The organism is Halobacillus sp. Marseille-Q1614 (assembly GCF_902809865.1).
Classification (GTDB): Bacteria; Bacillota; Bacilli; order Bacillales; family Halobacillaceae; genus Halobacillus_A.
The window spans coordinates 2,115,151-2,135,294 of record NZ_CADDWH010000001.1; the positions used below are offsets into that span (position 1 = coordinate 2,115,151).

At 42.7% G+C, this 20,144-nt stretch carries 17 protein-coding genes, 1 riboswitch and 1 other annotated feature; of the genes, 3 read left to right on the plus strand and 14 right to left on the minus strand.

Annotation, left to right across the window (positions count from 1 at the left end; translation table 11 throughout):
* Positions 1–642, minus strand: coding sequence for a class I SAM-dependent methyltransferase (locus tag HUS26_RS10740; protein WP_173917145.1), 642 nt, complete (start codon positions 640–642; stop codon positions 1–3).
* Between the two features lie 336 nt (positions 643–978).
* Complete coding sequence (locus HUS26_RS10745; RefSeq protein WP_173917146.1) at positions 979–2,163, minus strand: DEAD/DEAH box helicase; 1,185 nt, start codon at positions 2,161–2,163, stop codon at positions 979–981.
* Positions 2,164–2,266: 103 nt separating this feature from the next.
* Here HUS26_RS10745 and HUS26_RS10750 point away from each other — a divergent pair, with 103 nt between their 5' ends.
* Positions 2,267–3,454, plus strand: coding sequence for a M14 family metallopeptidase (locus HUS26_RS10750; RefSeq protein WP_173917147.1), 1,188 nt, complete (start codon positions 2,267–2,269; stop codon positions 3,452–3,454).
* Between the two features lie 166 nt (positions 3,455–3,620).
* On the opposite strand, the gene HUS26_RS10755 is transcribed toward HUS26_RS10750, so the two are convergent.
* From HUS26_RS10755 to HUS26_RS10775, 5 genes are all read right to left on the minus strand, one after another.
* On the minus strand, positions 3,621–3,971 hold the full coding sequence (locus HUS26_RS10755; RefSeq protein ID WP_173917148.1) for a hypothetical protein: 351 nt from the start codon (positions 3,969–3,971) through the stop codon (positions 3,621–3,623).
* Positions 3,972–4,204: 233 nt separating this feature from the next.
* Positions 4,205–5,374 (minus strand): acetyl-CoA C-acyltransferase, encoded by a 1,170-nt coding sequence (locus tag HUS26_RS10760; RefSeq protein WP_173917149.1) that lies wholly within the window; start codon positions 5,372–5,374, stop codon positions 4,205–4,207.
* Positions 5,375–5,486: 112 nt separating this feature from the next.
* A riboswitch (SAM riboswitch) is annotated at positions 5,487–5,590 on the minus strand.
* Positions 5,591–5,679: 89 nt separating this feature from the next.
* A complete protein-coding gene (gene argH, locus HUS26_RS10765; RefSeq protein ID WP_173917150.1) occupies positions 5,680–7,053 on the minus strand; it encodes an argininosuccinate lyase in 1,374 nt (457 codons plus the stop codon).
* Entirely contained in the window at positions 7,046–8,287 is a 1,242-nt protein-coding gene (locus HUS26_RS10770; RefSeq protein ID WP_173917151.1) for an argininosuccinate synthase, read from the minus strand. The genes argH and HUS26_RS10770 overlap by 8 nt, the downstream gene beginning before the upstream one ends.
* 50 nt (positions 8,288–8,337) lie before the next feature.
* Positions 8,338–8,554 (minus strand) — a binding site (T-box leader).
* 203 nt (positions 8,555–8,757) lie between these two features.
* Positions 8,758–9,087 carry a four-helix bundle copper-binding protein gene (locus tag HUS26_RS10775; protein WP_173917152.1) on the minus strand — a complete coding sequence of 110 codons (330 nt, stop codon included), beginning with the start codon at positions 9,085–9,087 and terminating at the stop codon, positions 8,758–8,760.
* A gap of 815 nt (positions 9,088–9,902) precedes the next feature.
* Here HUS26_RS10775 and HUS26_RS10780 point away from each other — a divergent pair.
* Positions 9,903–11,357 carry an MDR family MFS transporter gene (locus tag HUS26_RS10780; protein WP_173917153.1) on the plus strand — a complete coding sequence of 485 codons (1,455 nt, stop codon included), beginning with the start codon at positions 9,903–9,905 and terminating at the stop codon, positions 11,355–11,357.
* 23 nt (positions 11,358–11,380) lie between these two features.
* Here the strand turns inward: HUS26_RS10780 and HUS26_RS10785 are convergent, their stop codons facing one another.
* The 7 genes from HUS26_RS10785 to HUS26_RS10815 all read right to left on the minus strand — a co-directional run bounded on the left by HUS26_RS10785 (position 11,381) and on the right by HUS26_RS10815 (position 18,992).
* The gene (locus HUS26_RS10785; protein ID WP_173917154.1) at positions 11,381–11,632 is read right to left on the minus strand and encodes a hypothetical protein; all 252 of its coding nucleotides are present in this window, start codon (positions 11,630–11,632) and stop codon (positions 11,381–11,383) included.
* 91 nt (positions 11,633–11,723) lie between these two features.
* Positions 11,724–12,533 (minus strand): DUF692 family multinuclear iron-containing protein, encoded by an 810-nt coding sequence (locus tag HUS26_RS10790; RefSeq protein ID WP_173917155.1) that lies wholly within the window; start codon positions 12,531–12,533, stop codon positions 11,724–11,726.
* A 60-nt stretch (positions 12,534–12,593) separates the two neighbouring features.
* The gene (locus HUS26_RS10795) at positions 12,594–13,304 is read right to left on the minus strand and encodes a metallophosphoesterase (RefSeq protein ID WP_173917156.1); all 711 of its coding nucleotides are present in this window, start codon (positions 13,302–13,304) and stop codon (positions 12,594–12,596) included.
* Positions 13,305–13,641: 337 nt separating this feature from the next.
* Complete coding sequence (locus HUS26_RS10800) at positions 13,642–14,775, minus strand: mannitol-1-phosphate 5-dehydrogenase (protein ID WP_173917157.1); 1,134 nt, start codon at positions 14,773–14,775, stop codon at positions 13,642–13,644.
* A 1-nt stretch (position 14,776) separates the two neighbouring features.
* Entirely contained in the window at positions 14,777–15,214 is a 438-nt protein-coding gene (locus HUS26_RS10805; RefSeq protein WP_173917158.1) for a PTS sugar transporter subunit IIA, read from the minus strand.
* Between the two features lie 6 nt (positions 15,215–15,220).
* A complete protein-coding gene (locus HUS26_RS10810; RefSeq protein ID WP_173917159.1) occupies positions 15,221–17,335 on the minus strand; it encodes a BglG family transcription antiterminator in 2,115 nt (704 codons plus the stop codon).
* Positions 17,336–17,597: 262 nt separating this feature from the next.
* Complete coding sequence (locus HUS26_RS10815; RefSeq protein ID WP_254434282.1) at positions 17,598–18,992, minus strand: PTS mannitol transporter subunit IICBA; 1,395 nt, start codon at positions 18,990–18,992, stop codon at positions 17,598–17,600.
* Positions 18,993–19,588: 596 nt separating this feature from the next.
* Between HUS26_RS10815 and ectA the strand changes: the two genes are divergently transcribed.
* On the plus strand, positions 19,589–20,107 hold the full coding sequence (gene ectA / locus HUS26_RS10820) for a diaminobutyrate acetyltransferase (protein ID WP_173917161.1): 519 nt from the start codon (positions 19,589–19,591) through the stop codon (positions 20,105–20,107).
* Positions 20,108–20,144 lie beyond the last annotated feature (37 nt).

Below are 20,144 nucleotides of genomic sequence, written 5' to 3' on the forward strand. Positions count from 1 at the left end.
TCATTCTCCTTTTTTAGCGTGAATTAACCAAGCAAATTTGTTCAACTGCTTGAAAGATACTTCATAGCCTAACTGCAAAAACATCTGCTCCAAGTCTTCGAGGAACGGATAGAACTCTTCCTGCAAATCCTGAGCTAAATTTAAATGTCCTTTTTGCACCGCATCCTGAATCAATTGCTGCTTATAGGCTTCGTCTTTGAACAGTGTATCTATAAAAATAACTTCTCCATCTGCTTCCAGTTTATCATAATATTGCTTCAGAGCTAATCGTTTCTCCTGATCTTTTAGATGGTGAAAAGCAAAGGAACTGACGATTGACCGAATCGGCATTTCAAGTGGCGGAAAATTAATAAAATCTCCGCTATAAATGGCGGCCTCCGGACATTTTACGTTGGCGATCTTCCTCATTTCTTCTGATGGCTCCACACCGATGACTACTTTATTTTGAGCTGTTATTTTCTTCGTTAAATTAGCCGTGCCTACTCCAAATTCGAGGACTGGGGAACTTGCCATGTTCGCTAATTCTTGAAGCATTTCATCATATCCAGCGAACACTTCCTGATATTCTGGATCGCTTCCGCCCACAGTTTCATCATATGAGCTCGCCCACTGATTAAAAAGATCCACAAATTCGATTCCCATCTTTTTCATCCCCTTATTATTTATAATTCCTATATGTATACTAGGAATTACATCTTTACTTTATCATATAAGAATTATTTCCTCAACGTTCTTGTTTTTTTAAAATTGAGGGCGACTTTGCAGCTTAAAAGATAGAAAATCTTTCCTCCCCTTTATTCGTCAGCTGGAAAGAGTATTTTACTCCCGCAGAGGGAATCCCCAAAAATACTGCAGAAAAACTTGCGCAGCATCGGTTTCGCGTGGAGGCTTGGTCGTTCGTCTGCTAAAAAGCAAGGGATATCTCCCCGAAGTAAAAGATAAAAAAACAGGCTGTCGAGAAAAGTCTCGACAACCTGATTACCTTCTTTTCCGTTTTGTTTTTGGTTTTCTCGTCTCACGACTGACGGGTTCAGCCTCTCTTTTTCCCGGCGATAATGATTGTAAAGACCTGCGCTGCAGCTTATCGTCAATACTTTTTTCAATCATCGCCAAAGCCTGTTTATCTTTCGGTGCAGCAAACGTAATTGCCAATCCTTTTCCACCGGCACGCCCGGTTCGCCCAATTCGGTGGATGTAGCTTTCCGGATCCTGTGGAATATCGTAATTAAAGACATGCGTGACTCCTTCAACATCGAGTCCTCTTGCGGCTACATCTGTCGCCACCAAATACTGGATATCAGCTTCCCGAAATCTTTTCATCACTTTTTCCCGCTTCGCCTGAGAAAGATCGCCATGTAGCTCGTCTACATTAAAGCCCTCACTTTTTAATGCCCCATACAGCTTGCTAACCCTTCTTTTCGTACGGCAAAAAATCACTGCAAGAAACGGCCGGTGTTCTTTCATAATTTGGATTAGCGTGTCCTGCTTCGCTCGATCAGTTGTTTCGTAGAGCAGCTGCTTAATTTCTGATAAGGTGACTGCTTCCGATTTTACCTGGATCCGCATCGGATTTTTCAAATATTTCTTAGCAAGCTTGTTTACTTTTGGAGAAATCGTTGCGGAAAATGCGCTCGTCTGGCGGTCCGTTGGAGTATAGGAAAGAATCCTTTCTACTTCAGGCAAAAAGCCGATCTCTAACATTTGGTCCGCTTCATCTAAAATCACATGATCCACTTGAGATAAATCCACGGTCTCTCTATGCAGGTGATCAAGTAGTCTGCCTGGGGTAGCAATAATGATATGAGGGAGGCCTTGCAGCTTTTTAACTTGCTGACTGACTTCCTGACCTCCATAAACCGAAAGCACCCGAATATCTCCAGAAACCAGCTTTTCCAGTTCACTTGTAATTTGTAAAGCGAGTTCCCGGGTTGGAGTAATAATCAGTCCCTGAACATAGGACTTCTCCTTATTTAATTTTTGCAATAGAGGGATGAGAAAAGCCAGTGTTTTCCCTGTACCCGTCTGCGCCTGAGCGATGACATCTATTCCATCTAGTAAAGCAGGTACAGCTTCCTCCTGTATAGGTGTTGGAGCAGAAATTCTTTGCTGTGATAATTTATCCATTAAAAAAGGGGCGACCCCGAGATCGTTAAAACTTGTCATTTGTTTATTTCCTACTTTCCTTAAGAATTGAACGGAGGTAACATTTTTAATTCCACCCAGCCATATAGTAGAGATAAAACGACTATAAGGAGGCAGATATTCTATGGAAATCCGAGTGCGACCGGGAGATTCCTTATGGTCTTATGCCCGCACTTTTAATGTTCCGCTACCGCTGATCATTAATTCTAATCCTACCTTAAATCCTAACGCCCTGTCGATCGGGCAGGCTGTTCAAATTCCTGGATATCGTGTGCGTGAACATACCGTAAAAGCTGGAGATACCTTTTATAAAATTGCCACACAAGATCGAATATCGATCGACAGCTTGCTGCTGGCAAATCCAAACGTAAATCCTAATGCCTTACAAATCGGCCAAACTATTGATATTCCATCGCGGGTAACGAAAACAATTATCAATCCGCGGCAAAATTACGACTCTCAAGTCCTGGCCGCTGACCTCGAAGCATTAGGACAGCTTTATCCTTTCATGAGGCGCCGTTCGATTGGCAACAGCGTGATGGGAAAAGAGCTGATTGAAGTTCAAATTGGCAATGGTGAAAAAATTGTCCACTGGAACGGAGCTTTTCATGCCAATGAATGGATTACGACACCTGTCATCATGCAATTTGTGAACGAATACTTAGCAGCTTTAACGAATAATGAGGTGATCCGAGGCCGCGCGATGTTTCCGTTCTATGACCAGGTTACCTTATCCATTGTTCCGATGGTCGATCCAGATGGCGTAGACCTCGTGCTAAACGGCGCCCCTTCTGGAAGCTTTGGCGAGGAAGCATTAAGAATAAATGGCGGGAGCACGGATTTCAGCGGCTGGAAAGCTAATATTCGCGGGGTGGATCTTAATAATCAATACCCGGCAAAGTGGGAAGTAGAAGCCGAACGAAAGCCGAAAGAGCCGGCTCCGAGGGATTTTCCTGGCTTTGAGCCGCTGACAGAGCCCGAAGCTATCGCTATGGCTGAATTAGCCGGTGATTTAAAATTTGAAAAGATGCTAGCTTTTCACACGCAGGGCGAAGTCATTTTTTGGGGGTTTGAAGGGTTGGAACCTCCACGCTCGCGCGTTATTGTCAACGAGTTTTCAAGAGTAAGCGGATATGAGCCTATCCGCTATGTCGACAGCTTTGCCGGATATAAAGACTGGTTTATCCAGGATTTCAGGCAGCCTGGTTTCACCGTAGAGCTCGGTCAAGGAATAAATCCTCTGCCGATAAGCCAATTCGATGAAATCTACCAGAAGACGCTCGGTATTTTTCTTGCCAGTATGTATATGTAAAAAGCGATGGCTCTTTATAAGAGCCATCGCTTTTTTTCTGTTAACTTTTGCTGTTGATTTTCCGGGAACCCGATCGTTATCCAGGGGCGACCGGTCACCTTCTCGAACGTGGGTTGCAGGCATCCGTTTTTAAAGCAGGAGTCTCTCAGGTTCTTTGCAAAGTCCTTTAAATCTTATCCTGATCCATATGCGCTTTATTTTCTTCAAGAATCGATAGAGCTTCTTGATAATCTTCTTCCTTCACATCAAATTGCAGAAGCTGCGTTAAGTGACCCGCTTCTTCATCCTCTTCCGCCCTTTGAGTATCTTTCTTAGGGTTAAGAAAATCTGTAAAACCAGCTACTCCTGTAACGGCAGATGTCCCGCTCTGATTGAGAACAGGAACAACCCCTTTTACATTTTTCTGTTCAGGTATAGCTTCTATGGTGTCATTTTCAATAGCAACCTTTTGCAGGGCCGCGCGTGCCCCCTCGGCATCATTTTCATTTTTAAAAAAAGCTTCAACATGCTTCTTCATTGAGTTCCCTCCTTTAAAGAATAGTGTGTCTTATTTTCACTATTCCCCAAACGACCTCAACTATAACAGGGTTATATATATGAATGCTGTGGGTTGTTAACGGCATATAAAATGGGAAGCCCGATTAAATACTGTACCAGCGGAAAGAGGGCAGGAAAATCGAGCTGTTTCCCCAGGCCCTTTCCTTAGAGTGCACTCATTTTACACAACCCTTTACACCGGATAGGTAAGAGCTATGCCCATTCAGCTGGAACTTCCACTAAAATAGCGAATCCCTGTCCGCCGCCTCCGCATAAGGACGCGATGCCTCTTCCGCCTCCACGCCGCTTCAATTCATGGATAAGGGTGAGAATTAACCGAAAGCCTGTGCCTCCAAGCGGATGGCCAATTGCAATTGCGCCGCCGTTAACGTTAACTTTATCAGGATCTAACCCTAATTCATTGATAGTTGCGATGGCTACACTTGCAAATGCTTCATTAATTTCATATAAATCGATATCTTCTTTATTAAGGCCATGTCTCCTCAGTACTTTTGAAATCGCATCGGCCGGCTTCGTATGAAGGCTTGTATCTGGTCCGGCAGTTTCTGACCAGCCGATCACTCGAGCCAGAGGCATTTTTCCAACCTGTTGAGCATACTCCTCAGTTGCCACTAGCCCGACGCTGGCTCCATCTGACATTTGTGATGCATTGCCTGCTGTGATGGTTCCCTCATCTCGAAAAGCTGGTTTTAACGTCCTTAACTTCTCCAGAGTAGAATTGAAACGAATACCTTCATCATCTTTGACCTCTCCTTTCTGTGTTGAAACCGAAACGATTTCCTCAGCCAGCCATCCTTCTTCCTGCGCTTTTGCTGCTTTTAACTGGGACTGTACAGCAAATTCGTCCTGCTCTTCGCGGGTGATTGAAAACCGTTCATTCTGCTTGTCGGTTAATATGCCCATCGACTGGTCACTAAGTGAACACCAGAGCCCATCCTGTATAAGAGAATCTGTCAGTTCAAGCGGTCCCGCTCCTGAACCATTTCTAAGTGAAGCGACATGTGGAGCGTTCGTCATCGAATCAAACCCGCCAACAACGTATAAATTCCCCTCTTCAAGCCGGACTCTTCTCGTCGCATCAATCACAGAAGCGACTCCAGCTAAACAAACATTGTTTACCGTAATGGCAGGCACTTCAAGAGAGATACCTGATTGTACGGCTACACTTCTCGCAGGGTTCTGTCCCTGTCCTGCCTGAATGACTTGAGCAAGAATGACTCCGTTTGCCTCTTTAGCTTCCGGAACACGCTTTAGAAGCTCTTGAGTGGCTTGAACACCTAAGTCCTTTGCATTTAACTTCGTAAAGCCGCCTTTCCACTTTCCAAAAGGTGTGCGGACACCTTCTAAAATTACAGCTGTCATGTTGACATGCCTCCTTAGTAGTCAAGGATGTTGACCTTCATCGGTAATTTGTATAAATCCACAGAAAAAGCCTCTTCCCAAAATGAAAGAGGCAGAAGATACTAGTTCTGACCTCTCATCTTTCGGATAATGCATCCGTTGGAAGGAGCACCGTGCCTTAAAGACCGGTTGCCGGGCGTCAAAGGGCCAAATCCCTCAGCCTGCTCTAGATAAGAAAGTGTCTACCGCTATGAAGTTAATTGCCATACTACAAATAAACCATGGCAAAGTCAACAATATTTAGAAAATTCCGCTGATATACCTAATTAAGAAAGATGCTCCTTAGCAAGAGAAAGCTGTTCTCTCACCTGTTCAAAACCAGTCCCGCCTTCGCTCGCCCGAGCAGCCACCACATGATCCGGGGCTAATTTTTCATAAATATCCTCTTCAAAAAGCTCGGAGAACTGCTGATACTCTTCTAAGGTTAAATCAAGCAGATACTTCCCCTGCTGGATTGCATATAACACAACCTGGCCGATCACCGCATGCGCATCGCGGAAAGGCAGCCCTTTCACTGCTAAATAATCGGCAATATCGGTCGCATTGGAGTAATCTTCATTAACTGCCTGACGCATATTCTCACTTTTCACTTCCATAGAAGCAAGCATCGGAGCTAATAAAGAAAGAGCCCCATCTAGCGTCTCAACCGTATCGAACATGCCCTCCTTGTCCTCCTGCATATCTTTATTGTAGGCAAGCGGAAGGCCTTTAAGCAGTGTCAGCAGTCCCATTAGGTTCCCGTAGATACGACCCGTCTTTCCGCGCAGCAGTTCGGGAACATCAGGATTTTTCTTCTGCGGCATAATGCTTGAACCCGTGCAGAAAGCATCGTCGAGTTCGACAAAATCAAACTCCTGGCTGCTCCACAGAATCAGCTCTTCAGATAATCTTGAAATATGAGTAATTAAAATGGATGAGATCGACAAGAATTCAAGAATAAAATCGCGGTCGCTGACAGCGTCCAATGAGTTTGGATAAACGTTCTCAAATCCAAGCGTCTCAGCTGCCAGCTTTCTGTCGACAGGATAAGGCGTGCCGGCAAGCGCTGCAGCCCCTAAAGGTGACCAGTCAATCCGCTTTAAACTGTCTTTAAGGCGTTCTTTATCCCGCTCAAACATCCAGAAGTAAGCCAATAGATGGTGAGCAAAAGAAACCGGCTGTGCGCGCTGAAGATGGGTATAGCCGGGAATAATCGTGTCCACATGCTGCTCAGCCTGGTCTGTCAGTGATTTTTGGACAGCTTCCACAAGCTGAATTAAGTGATTCGTTTTTTCCTTTAAATAAAGATGCATGTCTGTAGCTACCTGATCGTTACGGCTTCTTCCGGTATGAAGCTTACCTCCTACAGGGCCTATTTCATCAATAAGCATTTTTTCGATGTTCATATGAATGTCTTCGTGCGCAACAGAAAATTCTACATCGCCCTGTTCAATTTTTTTCTCAATAATTTGCAGCCCTTCTGTGATTTGATCGGCTTCTTCTTCTTTAATGATGCCGCATTTGCCAAGCATATCGACATGGGCTAAGCTGCCCTGAATATCTTGTAAAGCCAATTTAACGTCAAAGCCGATCGAAGAGGTATACTCCTCGACCAGCTTATCAGTTGGTTTTGTAAATCTTCCGCCCCAAAGCTTACTCATTCATACTCACCGGCACTTTCTTCGCTTCGATTACTTTTGGCTTCTTATGCACATCCGCATTCACTTTTGTCGGCAGACCCCAAAGCTTGATGAATCCTACAGCTGCATTATGATCAAATGCGTCATCCTTGGAATAAGTGGAAAGCTCTTCATTATAAAGGCTGACAGGTGATTTTTTACCTGTTACATTGTAATGTCCTTTAAACAGCTTCACTTTAACCGTTCCTGTTACAACATTTTGAGTCTCTTCGATAAATGCCTGCAGCGCCGGCTGAAGCGGTGAATACCAAAGGCCGTCATAAATCATTTTCGCCATTTGCTGTTCTACATTCACTTTATATTGGGAAACTTCTCTCGTTAACGTCAGGAACTCAAGTTCTTTATGAGCATTAATTAAAATCATTGCTGCCGGATTTTCATAAACCTCTCTTGATTTAATACCGACAAGACGGTTTTCTGTGTGATCGATACGACCTACTCCATGCAGGCCGCCAAGATCGTTCAGCTTCTCAATCAGCGGGACGATATCCATCGGCTGGCCGTCTATAGCAACAGGCACCCCTTCTTTAAAATCAATTTCAATCGTATCAGGTGTATCCGGAGTTTTTTCGATCGGATTCGTCCAAGCATAGGCAGCTTCTGGAGCTTCCATCCAAGGATCTTCAAGTACTCCTGCTTCACAGGCACGCCCCCAGATGTTGGCATCAATTGAAAATGGATTATCCAGATTAACAGGAACCGGGATTCCTTTTTCTTCGGCATATTTAATTTGCTCATCACGGGTCATGCCCCATTCTCTTACGGGAGCAATGATTTCTAAATCAGGATTTAAGGCCTGAATGGAAACTTCGAATCTTACCTGGTCATTTCCTTTCCCTGTACAGCCATGAGCAACCGCTACAGCCCCTTCCTGCTCAGCTACCTCAACGAGCAGCTTAGAAATAAGCGGACGGGAAAGTGCTGAAGATAATGGATACTTCCCTTCATATAATGCATTTGCTTTTAATGCAGGCATTAGATATTCATTTGCAAGCATTTCCTTTGCATCTACCATGATCGCCTTAATAGCACCAACATCCAGTGCTTTTTGGCGAATAGCTTCCAAATCTTTTCCTTCGCCCACATCTAATCCTAGTGCAATGACATCATAACCATACTTTTCCTGAATCCACTTTACTGAAATAGATGTGTCCAATCCGCCTGAATATGCTAATACTACTTTAGGTTTCGCCATCATAAATGCCTCCTTAATATTGTCCATCAAAAAGTCCGCCTCTTTTGTATAAAAGAGACGGACTTGGTTTATAGTCCGCGGTACCACTCTAATTGCCTATTTTCATAGACCACCTTAAAAACTGATAACGGGAGTCCCCGGCCCAGGCTACTGTGTTCACCCGAACTTCTCAGAAGTGCGTTTCGATATGTCTCAAACACCAGGCTCCCACCTCCCCCGGTTCGCTGTACTTCTCAACATATCTACTCTCTTCATCGTAGAATCAATTTATCGTTTCTGTATTTTTATTATTAATTGTTTATAATTATACATGGATATGAAAAGAAGTCAACGGTTGTGTGTAAATTTTTTTCTAGAATCAGAGAGTGCCTGTCAGACCCCGTTTTAAGCTCCAAGAAAATGGATATGGAGTGCAAAAAAAAGCATAAAAAAACACCCGTATGAACGGGTGCCCTTTTTTTTCTATACATTTATGAAACAAGCTTTCTGCATTCCTCTGCACAAGCAAAGCATGCTTCGGCGCATTTCTTGCAGTGATCGTGATCATGCTTATTACACTCTTCTCCGCAAGCTTCACAGATTTTCGCACAGGCTTCTGCTAATTCTGAGACAAAAGGAGTCCCTCTTGTAAGCGCCTGTTCGAAGAATCCGCAAATATCGGCACATTCGCGGTCGGTACGAATACACCCTGCCATCATTTTCACATCTTCCTCCTGAAGGCAGGCATTATAACAATGGTTGCAGGCCTCCATACATTCATGTAATTTTTCAATGGTGGATTGATACTCTAAGTGTGGCATTAAAAAACCCTCCCAGGTAAAAGTATTATATTAGAGTACTAACCTATAGAAGGATTTCTTAAACCCCCTATTACTAGAAAAAGAATTTTTATAAAAAATAATGTATAAAAAAACAGACACCGACACGCGTTATTTCTTCTTATCCACGGTGTTACATGCCGTTTTATGCGAATTTTGTAGATATTTTTGTTGTTTAAATAAAGTCAAATGACGGTATTAAGTAGAATATGAAAACCAAATATTAATTATGGAGGAGATTTTAATGAAAATTAAAGCAGGTAACTGGAGAATGCTTTCTAAGCAGGAACAGCTTTATATCCTTCGCAAAATTAGTCATTATCCTCAGCTGTTAGAAGCCAAATAAACTATTAATCCTATGAGAAGGGATGTCGTCGCTTATCACTTTTAAGGAAATGGGCAGCGGAAGATGATTTTACTATATCCTACAAACATAATCCTATAAAAATCTACTTTTTAATGATACTTAGTTTTCTATAAGATCATCTTCCTCAAAAATATTCCGCTAATTTTCTTCTATATCATTCCCTCACGCTTATCCCCCCTTTTTAAATAAACTCTATTCGCCGGAGATGCTTCCGGCGATTTTTTTATTATAGGAGAACTGACGCCTGTCCCACCCTAAAAAACCTCTTCTGTCCGCTAATAACACCTCCTCTTTTTCCCAGTAAAAAATTCTCTTTTTTCAGGTCATCTTAGTTGTCTGCAATCCTTTCTAGGAGTATAATTTTGCATTAGTCATTGAACACAAATGCCATATTCATAGATTTGGTCGTGTGTAGAAGAGGAGGCCCTCGATGCCACAAAATTATAATAAGATTTTAATTGCTGCACTGCTGATTGCTGGATCGTTTATTACCATTTTAAACCAAACGCTCATGATTACGGCCATCCCTCCTATTATGGAGGAAATGAATATATCGGCTAACACCGGACAGTGGCTGACGACGGTGTTTATGCTCGTTAACGGTATTATGATTCCGGTCAGTGCTTTCTTGATCGAACGCTTTACGACGAGACAGCTTTTTATTACGGCGATGGGTATTTTTGCCTTTGGTACAGTGGTAGGAGGGATTGCTCCTAACTTTGAGATTCTTCTGGCCGGAAGAGTTATTCAGTCGGCAGGAGCAGGCGTCATGCTTCCTTTAATGCAGACCGTTTTCCTGCTCATTTTCCCTGTAGAAAAACGCGGCGCAGCCATGGGGTATATCGGCCTTGTTATTTCTTTTGCCCCTGCAATCGGTCCTGCTATGTCAGGGTGGGTAACAGCCAACTACAGCTGGCGGTTTCTATTTTGGTTTATCTTCCCTCTGGCTATCATTATGATTGTTGTCGCTTACTATATATTAAGAAATGTAACGGAACTTAAAAATCCTAAAGTGGATCCGATCTCCATTATTCTTTCTTCTCTCGGATTTGGAAGTCTGCTTTATGGATTTACCAGTGCCGGTAATAACGGATGGGACAGCATGATAACGATCGGTGTACTTATTTTTGCAGCCATCACTCTCGTTATTTTCATTATTCGCCAGCTTCGGATGGAACATCCTATGCTCGAGTTCAGAGTATTTAAGCTTGGTACCTTTACGATTACCACTATTATTGGAATGGTAGGGTTTATGGGATTAATCGGAGCAGAAACCTTGATCCCGCTATACATGCAGAATATGAGAGATTTTACTGCCTTAGAGTCAGGAATTGTTTTACTGCCGGGGGCATTGATCTCCGGTTTTATGTCTCCGATTACAGGCAGGATTTTTGATCGAATCGGTGCAAGGCTTCTCTCGATCGTTGGTTTAACGATTATGACGGCCGCTTCTTTAGGGTTTGCCTTTCTATCAACCGATACTTCGATTATGTTTCTTACCATTATGTATGCAATTCGAATGTTTGGATTTGCCATGGTCATGATGCCTGTGACGACAGCGGGACTTAATCAGCTGCCGCCGAAATTAATTCCGCACGGAGCGGCCATGAGCAATACAATGCGTCAAATTGCGGCTTCCGTTGGAACGGCTATCCTAGTTACTGTGATGACGACGACAGCCCAGACAGCTGATCAGAGCGCCTCTATTCCTAACCCTGAAATTCACGGCGTCAATGTCGCATTTTTAGTTGTAACTGCTCTTTCATTTATGGCGTTAGTCTTATCAATTTTTGTAAAAAGGACCTATCCGCCTACGGATGAAGAATGGGATGAATCACAGCTTGAAAAGCAGGAACAAAAAGAAGCACTTAAGAGGAATGGCTGAGCCTTTCCCTTAAGTGCTTTTTATTATTGTTCGTCCTGATCGTCATCTTCTTCGCTTTCATTCATATCATCATTTTCTTCATTCGCATCATTGTTATCATCAGAGCCATCTTCCCCATCGCCAGTTTGCGAGTCGTCTCCGTCGTGTTGTTCCTCACTCATATCATCATTCATTTCCTGGTCTTCGTTCTCCTGTGGCTCTTCCTCTCCACCGCAGGCTCCCAGAATGGCTAAAGCAAACATTATGGTACCCAATTTTAGAATCCAATTTTTCAAGCTAACTTCCTCCTCTTCTAATGATTCGTAATAAGGGTACCCCAATGATATAAAGACAAATCTGCATATCTGTTAATTTACGGTAAAAATATCAGCCTTTTACTAATTGATAGAGCCTTGGTGTCTGCTCTTTTATCACATCTGAATTTGTCCGCCACTCAAAAATCGGACCCACTCCTCCATACTCAAAAGAAGCCGCCCATGGCTCCTGCCATAATCCTTTTTTAATATTCTCAAGAACCCATGCTGCCAACTTCCAGTCTTTTTCGCTCATCGGCATACTGTCCCGGTACTTCCCTTCTTTTTTCTGAATCCCGGTTATATGAAGTTCTTTCAGGTGGTTTACCGGGAATTTACTCAAATATTGATACACATCTTCTCCCGTATAGAAACAGGTCATTTGTGCATGGGCAATATCAAGCAGCAGCCCGCACCCGGTTTCTTCGACAATGCGCGAAATCACCCGAGGGTCAATAATCGCACGCTGCATATCACTTTTTTCATCCCGGTAGACGACATTTTCTAAAATGATCCGATCTTCCCCATACTTCTTGGCCATCCTATTAATGTCCAGAAGGATCGGTTCAATAATCTGATCTAACTCATCTTCTTTAAAAGTATCAATCGCCAAGTTAGGAAAGTGACTGGAATAGGCAACGAGATGTAAATTGATATAGGGCGTTGATGTATCTTTTAAAAGCTCATCAACCATTTTCCAGTTAACAGACGAAAGAGAATTGGCGCCGGCGTTTAAATCAAAATGGATGTAAGGAGGCCTTGAATTTTTTGCATCTTCAATAAGCTTCCTGTCAAAATCGGGACATTTAAAAAGATCAACTTCAATTTGCTGGTCATCTACCAGCTTTTTTGCTTCTGGAGAATAGTTAATAGCAAACTTCATAATTACTCCTCTCCCAGGCTTACCGCCACAGCGATTCACCCTAAGTTTCTAAATGTACATCTATGCATTTCGGTACTTTGCACTTATAATTTCCTGTTCATATTTCTCTAATTCCGGCAGGCCCGCTTTACGTGATATTTCCAGCTCTGCTCTTCGGTCGTAAGGGACACGTATAAATTGGATAGCGATATTTGGCTGTTCAGCGTCCACAATAGCGTAAGAGGCTGACGTCAAATCGAGAGAATTTCCGACACTTCCTACGTTACATAAAATCCCCTGATTATAGGTCTGCAGAAGGGTTGTATGTATATCGCCATAAAAAACAGCATCAGGCTGAGCTGTATCCCCTGTATGCGGACTGTTTTCAAACATTGATAACCTTTTTTCCAATGAATGATGGGGCAGGATTCGTTCAAATTCACTTCTTGGGGACGCATGAAAAAATCGAAGCAGCTTGCCGTTCAACTCTAGATCAATGTGAAACGGCAATGAGTTCAGATATAAGAAATCATCCTCGGTTAAACGGTCCTGAAACCATTGGATAAATGAATTGGGCGAAGGATTTTGGATAAAAACATCCCAGTTGCCCCGAATGACTTTCTCGCAGTTCTGTCGTATCAGCTGAATGCACTCTGAACCTTGAGGTCCTTTCCCAATTAAATCTCCTAAACAGAAAATTCGCTTTATCCCGCGGGAATGGACATCATTGAGCACTTCCTGAAGTGCTGTTTCGTTTCCATGGATATCTGAGATCACAGCAATTTTAGTCAAAATTATTCCACCTTATTTTCCTTATTATATTTCTATAGTCTCATAAGAATGAATACTATCCTATAGTTAAAACTTAGAATCCATTAAAAACTAGCAGTGCCCCACATTAGAGCGAACACCACTGCGCTTTCCAACAGACGAAGGTCAAAGCCTCCTCACGAAACCCACGCTCTCGGGTCGTCCGTTTTTTTAGCAGGAGCATTCCTGTCTAAAAAGTATCGGGTCCTTGCACATAAAAAAGCCTCTCCTTTCGATAATCTCAACTCCTGCTTGTTCAAAGACTTCCATTGAAAAAAGCAGGCTGTTGAGAAAAATCTCAACAGCCTGCCGTTTAAAGTTAACTTTCAATATGCTTTTCCACTAATTGTACAAGCAGATGTTCATCGGCTAATTGAGAAACTTCTTTTAATGTCTCAATAGCTCCATTTTCATTAATTCGATTCTGTAATTCACGCGCTTCTTCATCGTTTGAGTCATCAAACGCCAGTGCAGCTGCGATTACTTCCGGAAGATAGACAGGGGCTTCTCCAATCCATTCCAGATAGTCCAAAGCCGGGCGGATTAAACGGTCCTGTGAGCCAAGCTTGCGAATCGGTCCTCTTCCGACACGAGTAACTTCATCTGTCATACTCGGGTTAGTGAAACGATCCAGGATCTTTGTGATGTAAGCCTGGTGCTCCTCTTTGTTAAAGTTATATTTCGCGGCGAGTACTGCTCCCGTTTCCTGAAGGGCCCCGCGTACTTTCTCTACGACTTTCTCATCCTGCATTGCCTGCTGAATCGTCTCATAGCCATACTTTCGGCCGATATACGCTGCAGCGGCGTGGCCTGTATTAACGGTAAACAGCTTTCTCTCAATAAAAGGAGTCAAGTCCTCAACATAGGTAACACCTTCAATAGCAGGAGGTTCCCCTTTGATTTCAGAAGTTTCCACTACCCATTCATAAAAAGGTTCGACTTCCACAGTCAGTGGATCGTCATGATTCTGAATCGGCACGATACGGTCTACTCCGGCATTTGGAAAACCTGCCAGCCGGTTCAGCTCTTCTGTTTCGGACATCAGCTCTTCTACATGCTTTTTCAATAGGGAGCTTCCGCCTATCATATTTTCACAGGCAATAACATTAATAGGAGCTTCATTTGTTTTAAAGCGTTTTTTCAACGCCTTCGCAAGAAGCGGGGCAATTTTCGGCAGAATGTGCGGACCGATAGCTGTTGTTATAAGGTCTGCTTTTTCAATAGCTTCTATAACCTGAACTTCCTGTGTCATGCTGTTAAGCCCGGAAACGTTCTTCACCTGGATAGTCTGTCCTCCACCCGCAAGGATGACTTCGTACGCCTGCTTATCGTTTAGGGCATTAATTATTTGATCATTCACATCAACAAAAATGGTTTCATAGCCTGCCTGGTCTAATAAAGTACCGATAAAACCGCGGCCGATGTTTCCTGCTCCAAAGTGAACAGCAAGCATATTAGTTCACCTCACTGAAGATGGCAAGGACTTCTTCTTCTGTCTGTGCAGAAAGGATTTTATCGATATTCTCTTCTTCAGAGCATACGATTGCAATTTGGGATAGGACTTCTAAATGGTCGTCTCCTTTACCTGCGATTCCAATCATGAGCTTAACGATGTTGCCGTCACCGAAATCAACGCCGTCCGGCACAGTCACTACAGCAATTCCTGTTTCCAGAACAGATTTTTTAGCATCTTCTGTACCGTGCGGGATCGCGACGAAATTCCCCATAAAAGTGGACGTAAGCTCTTCACGCTTAAGCATTTCATCGATATAGTCTTCTTTTACATATCCCTGGTCTTTTAACACAGCACCAACATAGCGGATCGCTTCTTCCTTCTCACTGAAGCTGGCATTTAGCTTTACATTTTTTGCTGTCAAAATATTTGTTGTCATTATTAATCAATCTCCCTTTGTGTTTAATTTTTTTCTAAGAAAATGATGAAGCTGATTGGATAAGTAATGGAGAATCTTATCCTTATCTTTTGATTCTAAAGTTTCTATGGCATTTGAATCTTCTACAATTAATGAGCTGAGGAAACTGAGTAATTCAAGACCTTCCTGATGAAAATCTTTTGGCGCGAGCATTAACAGCATGGTTGTCATCTCAGTTTCCTGCTGATCCATTCCCATAATTTTAATTGGATCTTCTAAAATGTGAACCGTAAATGATGGCTGCTTTATTTCATCTGTGCGTGTATGATACAACGCAAGTCCTGTCCCTGGAATGCCGAGGCCTCCGAGCTTTTCACGTTCTGTGAGCGCTTTTTTTACGAGGCTTGCATCTTTTGCAATTCCACTGCTTCGAAGTCTGGAAACAGCTTGATTAACTGCTTCATCACTCGCAGTTTCCTGTCCTTGTGTAATAGATAAGGAGTCCAGCAGCTGGTGAACGGCCGTCGCATAGCGCTGAACCGACTGCACTGAGGCTTGAATGGTTTTGACCGTCTCATCTTCAGCAGGCATCTCAGGAAAGCTTTCATTTTTGATACGCGTCTGCTTCGTCACTTTAAGGCGGCGAATCGCGTGTTCAATCTTTTGCACATCCCCTGAAGGAAGCATTGGACTGACCTGGATATAATCTTTAAAGTCTAAAAGCCCGACGGTCGAGACGACTAAATCAAATTCGTAGCGGTCCATATCATTTAAATCAAACAGGGATACGTGCTCAACCTTTTCGATTTCCTTGAATTCCTGGTTTAGTTTAGCGGCAAGAATCTTTGCTGTTCCAATTCCGCTCGAACAGACAACCAATACGCGCACCCCTTGAATCTTTTCATCATTTAACAGCGCTGACGCAAAGTGCATGACGAGGTATGCGGTCTCTTCTTTTGGAAAATGAAATTCAGGGAAAACGTGAGCCGCGGCGTTCTCTACTATTCGAAACAGCTCTTTGTAATCAGATTCGATCTGATCCATTAAAGGGTTTTGAATATCCATCTTCTGCTCAATGCGATAGATGCTCGGTTTTAAATGAACGACTAAGTCGTTCAATAAATGCGACGAGGCATGTAAGTTTACCCCAATTTCTTTTGAAACAAAATCGATCAGCTGCTTGGCTTTAAAGGCTACGCTGAGACTCGTTGATTCTAAGAAGGAGTCCTGGTTATAGCGAACCTTTGCCCCCATCAGGTGCATCGTAATATAGCCCATTTCCGCCTCGGGGATCTTCAGTTGAAAGGTTGCTTCCAGCTGTCTGATTAAACGACTGGCAAGTGAAAACTCCTTCGTTTCCCTTAACTCCGATAAATAGTTCTCATCGATTTCAATGATTTCCCCTTGCTGAATTCTCTCGATAGCCAAAGCGAGGTGAATGACCAGGCCAATGTATGCACTGTCTGCTAAGTCATACGTCAAAGATGCACGTATTTCGTCAACACTTCGTTCAATCAGCATCAGTTTTTCTTTATCCACCAGCCCCAGCAGCTGGTCAGACACACTATCCACGGTTCGTGCCGAAGAATTCCCTAAGTTTTCCCTTAAGATATTAATAAAATCCAGCTCATCCATATGACGCATGATCAGAAATCCGATAGCTTCACGAATCTTGCTTTCTTCTCCTTGGATTTCAACCCCGTATCCGCGTTTTCGAAGAAGAGTAAGGTGGAAGCCGAATAAGTCTTCTTCGATTTTATCCAGATCATTACTTACGGTTGCTACCGTAACTCCAAGTTCATTGGCGAGAGACATCAGCTTGATCGGATCCTTGGCTTCAAGCAGTCGAGAGAGAATAATGACATGTCTTTCTTCAGGCGTATAATCCGAAGGTGTCTGCTGACTAATCTCTTCCTGAAGCTGCTTTTTCTTTTCATCTGAACCTAGAACTTCAAGACCGCTTCCTGCCTTCTTTTCAAGATGAAGTTGATAAGAAGAAAAAATGTCCTCTACACCTTTTAAATCCCGATGAATCGTTCTCTTACTCACATCAAGTTGAGCGGCAATCTCCTTGACCGTTACACTATGGTCCGCCTCGAGCAGCTGATCGATGATTTTACGTTCTCTTGCTGTCATATACATCCAGCTTCCACCTCCTCTCAAGTTTTATTTAAATAGTTTGCACCTTCATCATATGTCCTTATCCGCATGATCACAATGAAAAGAAAAACTAATTCTTTCAATCTGACTGGTGACAACTTTTAATAGAGGATACCGTAAAGAAAAAGAGTTTTAATCAAATTGCTGTTTGCAGATCACCCCGCGTGGGAGAGAATGGCATGAAGAGCGATTAGAATCTCCAAAGTATAAAGAGCCTGAAGATGATTCAGGCTCTTTTACTTATTTATTGATCTGTTTTTAATTCTGCTACTAATTCGTCATATTTAGGGCTGTTTAAGAAATTATCCACAGAAATGTGGTACGCGTTAGGTACTCTTTGAATCGCGCGCTCTGTTAAATCTTTGTGAGTAATAACTACATCTACATCGGCTGGAAGATCATTAATCGCCATATTTGTGACGTTAATATCAATTCCCGCTTTCTTAAATTTATTTTTCAATAATGAGGAGCCCATTGCACTGGAGCCCATCCCCGCATCACAGGCAAAGATAATTTTCTCTACATTTTCCCTGTTTAACGAAGGAACTTCATCAGTTGAAGCCTGTGTTGGCTGAGCTTCATTCTTCTCTACAGAAAGGTTGCCGGAAACACTGCTCTTCTTACCTTTCATGCTTTCCATCTTAGCTGTAGCTTCTGTTAAATCTTCTTCTTCTTCCTGTTTGCTCATCCTCAGGATCAATGATGCTACCGCGAAGGAAACGATTGTCGCAATTAATACACCTAATAGAACTCCAACAAAGTTGCCGCGCGGTGTTAAAGCCAAGTAAGCAAAGATACTGCCAGGGGAAGGAGTCGCACTTAATCCTACACCAAATGCTGCAAATGTTGCCGTCCCGCTTACACCACCGGCAATAGCTGCTAAAATTAATGCCGGCTTAGATAAAACGTATGGAAAGTAAATCTCATGAATACCGCCAAAGAAGTGAATAATTGCTGCACCAGGTGCTGTCTGTCTAGAAACGCCCTTACCAAAAACCATAAACGCAAGTAAGATTCCTAGACCTGGTCCAGGGTTTGATTCCAACATAAACAGGATTGACTGACCAAGCTCCTGCTGCTGACTTGCTCCAATCGGGTTTAAGATCCCGTGGTTAATTGCATTGTTTAAGAAAAGTACTTTAGCCGGTTCAATAAATATATTAACTAATGGAAGAAGTCCAGCATTAATTAAGAATTCAACACCAGCTGCCAGTGCTTTCGTCAGCCCGGAAATAACCGGCCCTGCAATGTAATAAGAAATAATAGTAAGGATAGAACCGAGAATCCCTGCCGAGAAGTTATTCACAAGCATTTCGAAACCTTGACGTACGCGTCCTTCCAACAGCTTGTCCACTTGTTTTATCGCATATCCGCCAAATGGTCCCATTACCATTGCTCCTAAGAACATTGGTACATCTGCTGAAACAATAACACCCATTACAGCTATGGCCCCGACTACCCCGCCTCGCAATCCATGAACTAACCTACCACCTGTAAAGGCGATTAAAATAGGTAAAAGATAGGTTAAAATAGGTCCAACCATCTCGGCTAAGTCTGCATTGGGCATCCACCCTGTCTCTATAAATAATGCAGTTATAATACCCCAAGCGATGAAAGCGGCAATATTCGGCATAATCATTCCACTTAAGAAGCTGCCGAACTTTTGCACTCTTGCTCTAATTCCTGTCTTTTGACTTTGTTCAGCCAAGTTAACCACTCCTCGTCTAAAATTTTGTTCGTGTATCTTTCTGTAATCTTATTTTAAAGCGGTTACACCAGATGCTTCAATATAATCTAAATGTATGTTTGACACACGACATGTTGCCAAAATTCACTTTGAATGTGCTCCTGACGCTATTTTCAGCCGATTTAATGTGCTTTTTTTCACGTCTAATGTCCATTCCCTCAAACCCCTTGATACACAAGGGATAAACAAGGTTTTAAAAAAGAATGAAATTTCCAAATTGCTTAAAATCTTCTGTAATCACTACTATACATAAGCAAACTAAACAACGGCCCCACTTAGTGTGTGCCATCATCGTTCTTTACGTTTAATCACGCTTAATCGACATTAAGCTGGTTTGATAATATCCCAAAGCCCCTCTATTATAAAAATATTGATTATTCCCAAATATATCTAAAGGGTTGATTTTTTGAAAAAAGGGAATGTATTAGTAAAGATTGACCCCTGCCAATGGGAATAAAAAATCAAAGGAGGACGTTATCATTAAGACCATGGAGACGGGAACAACCGCAACTATTCAAAAGACTGATAGCTTAACCTTCGAAAAACCCACTCTTGAAGACGGTTCCGCAATGTGGGAACTGGTCAACAATTCAACCCTCGATCAAAATTCACCCTATAAATATATAATGATGTGTGAATTCTTTTCGGAGACTTGTATTGTAGCAAAACAGGATGACAAACTCGTTGGATTTGTGACAGCGTTTATTCCGCCGGAAAAGGAAGATGTCTTATTTATCTGGCAGGTAGGAACCGATAAATCCCAGCGAGGCAAAGGGGTAGCCTCAAGACTCTTAAACGGGCTGTTGGAGCGAGAAAGCTGCAAAGATGTGAAATATGTGGAAGCAACGGTTACACCATCCAATAAAGCTTCCCAATCCCTGTTTAAACGCCTTGCCCGAGACAATGATACGAAATGTAAAGTATCAGATTGTTTCGGAGAAGAACTTTTCCCTGGAGACGACCATGAGGAAGAACTTACGTATAGAGTCGGACCAATTAATAAATAAGAAGCTAATTTTTTGATACCCAACCAAGGAGGATTTT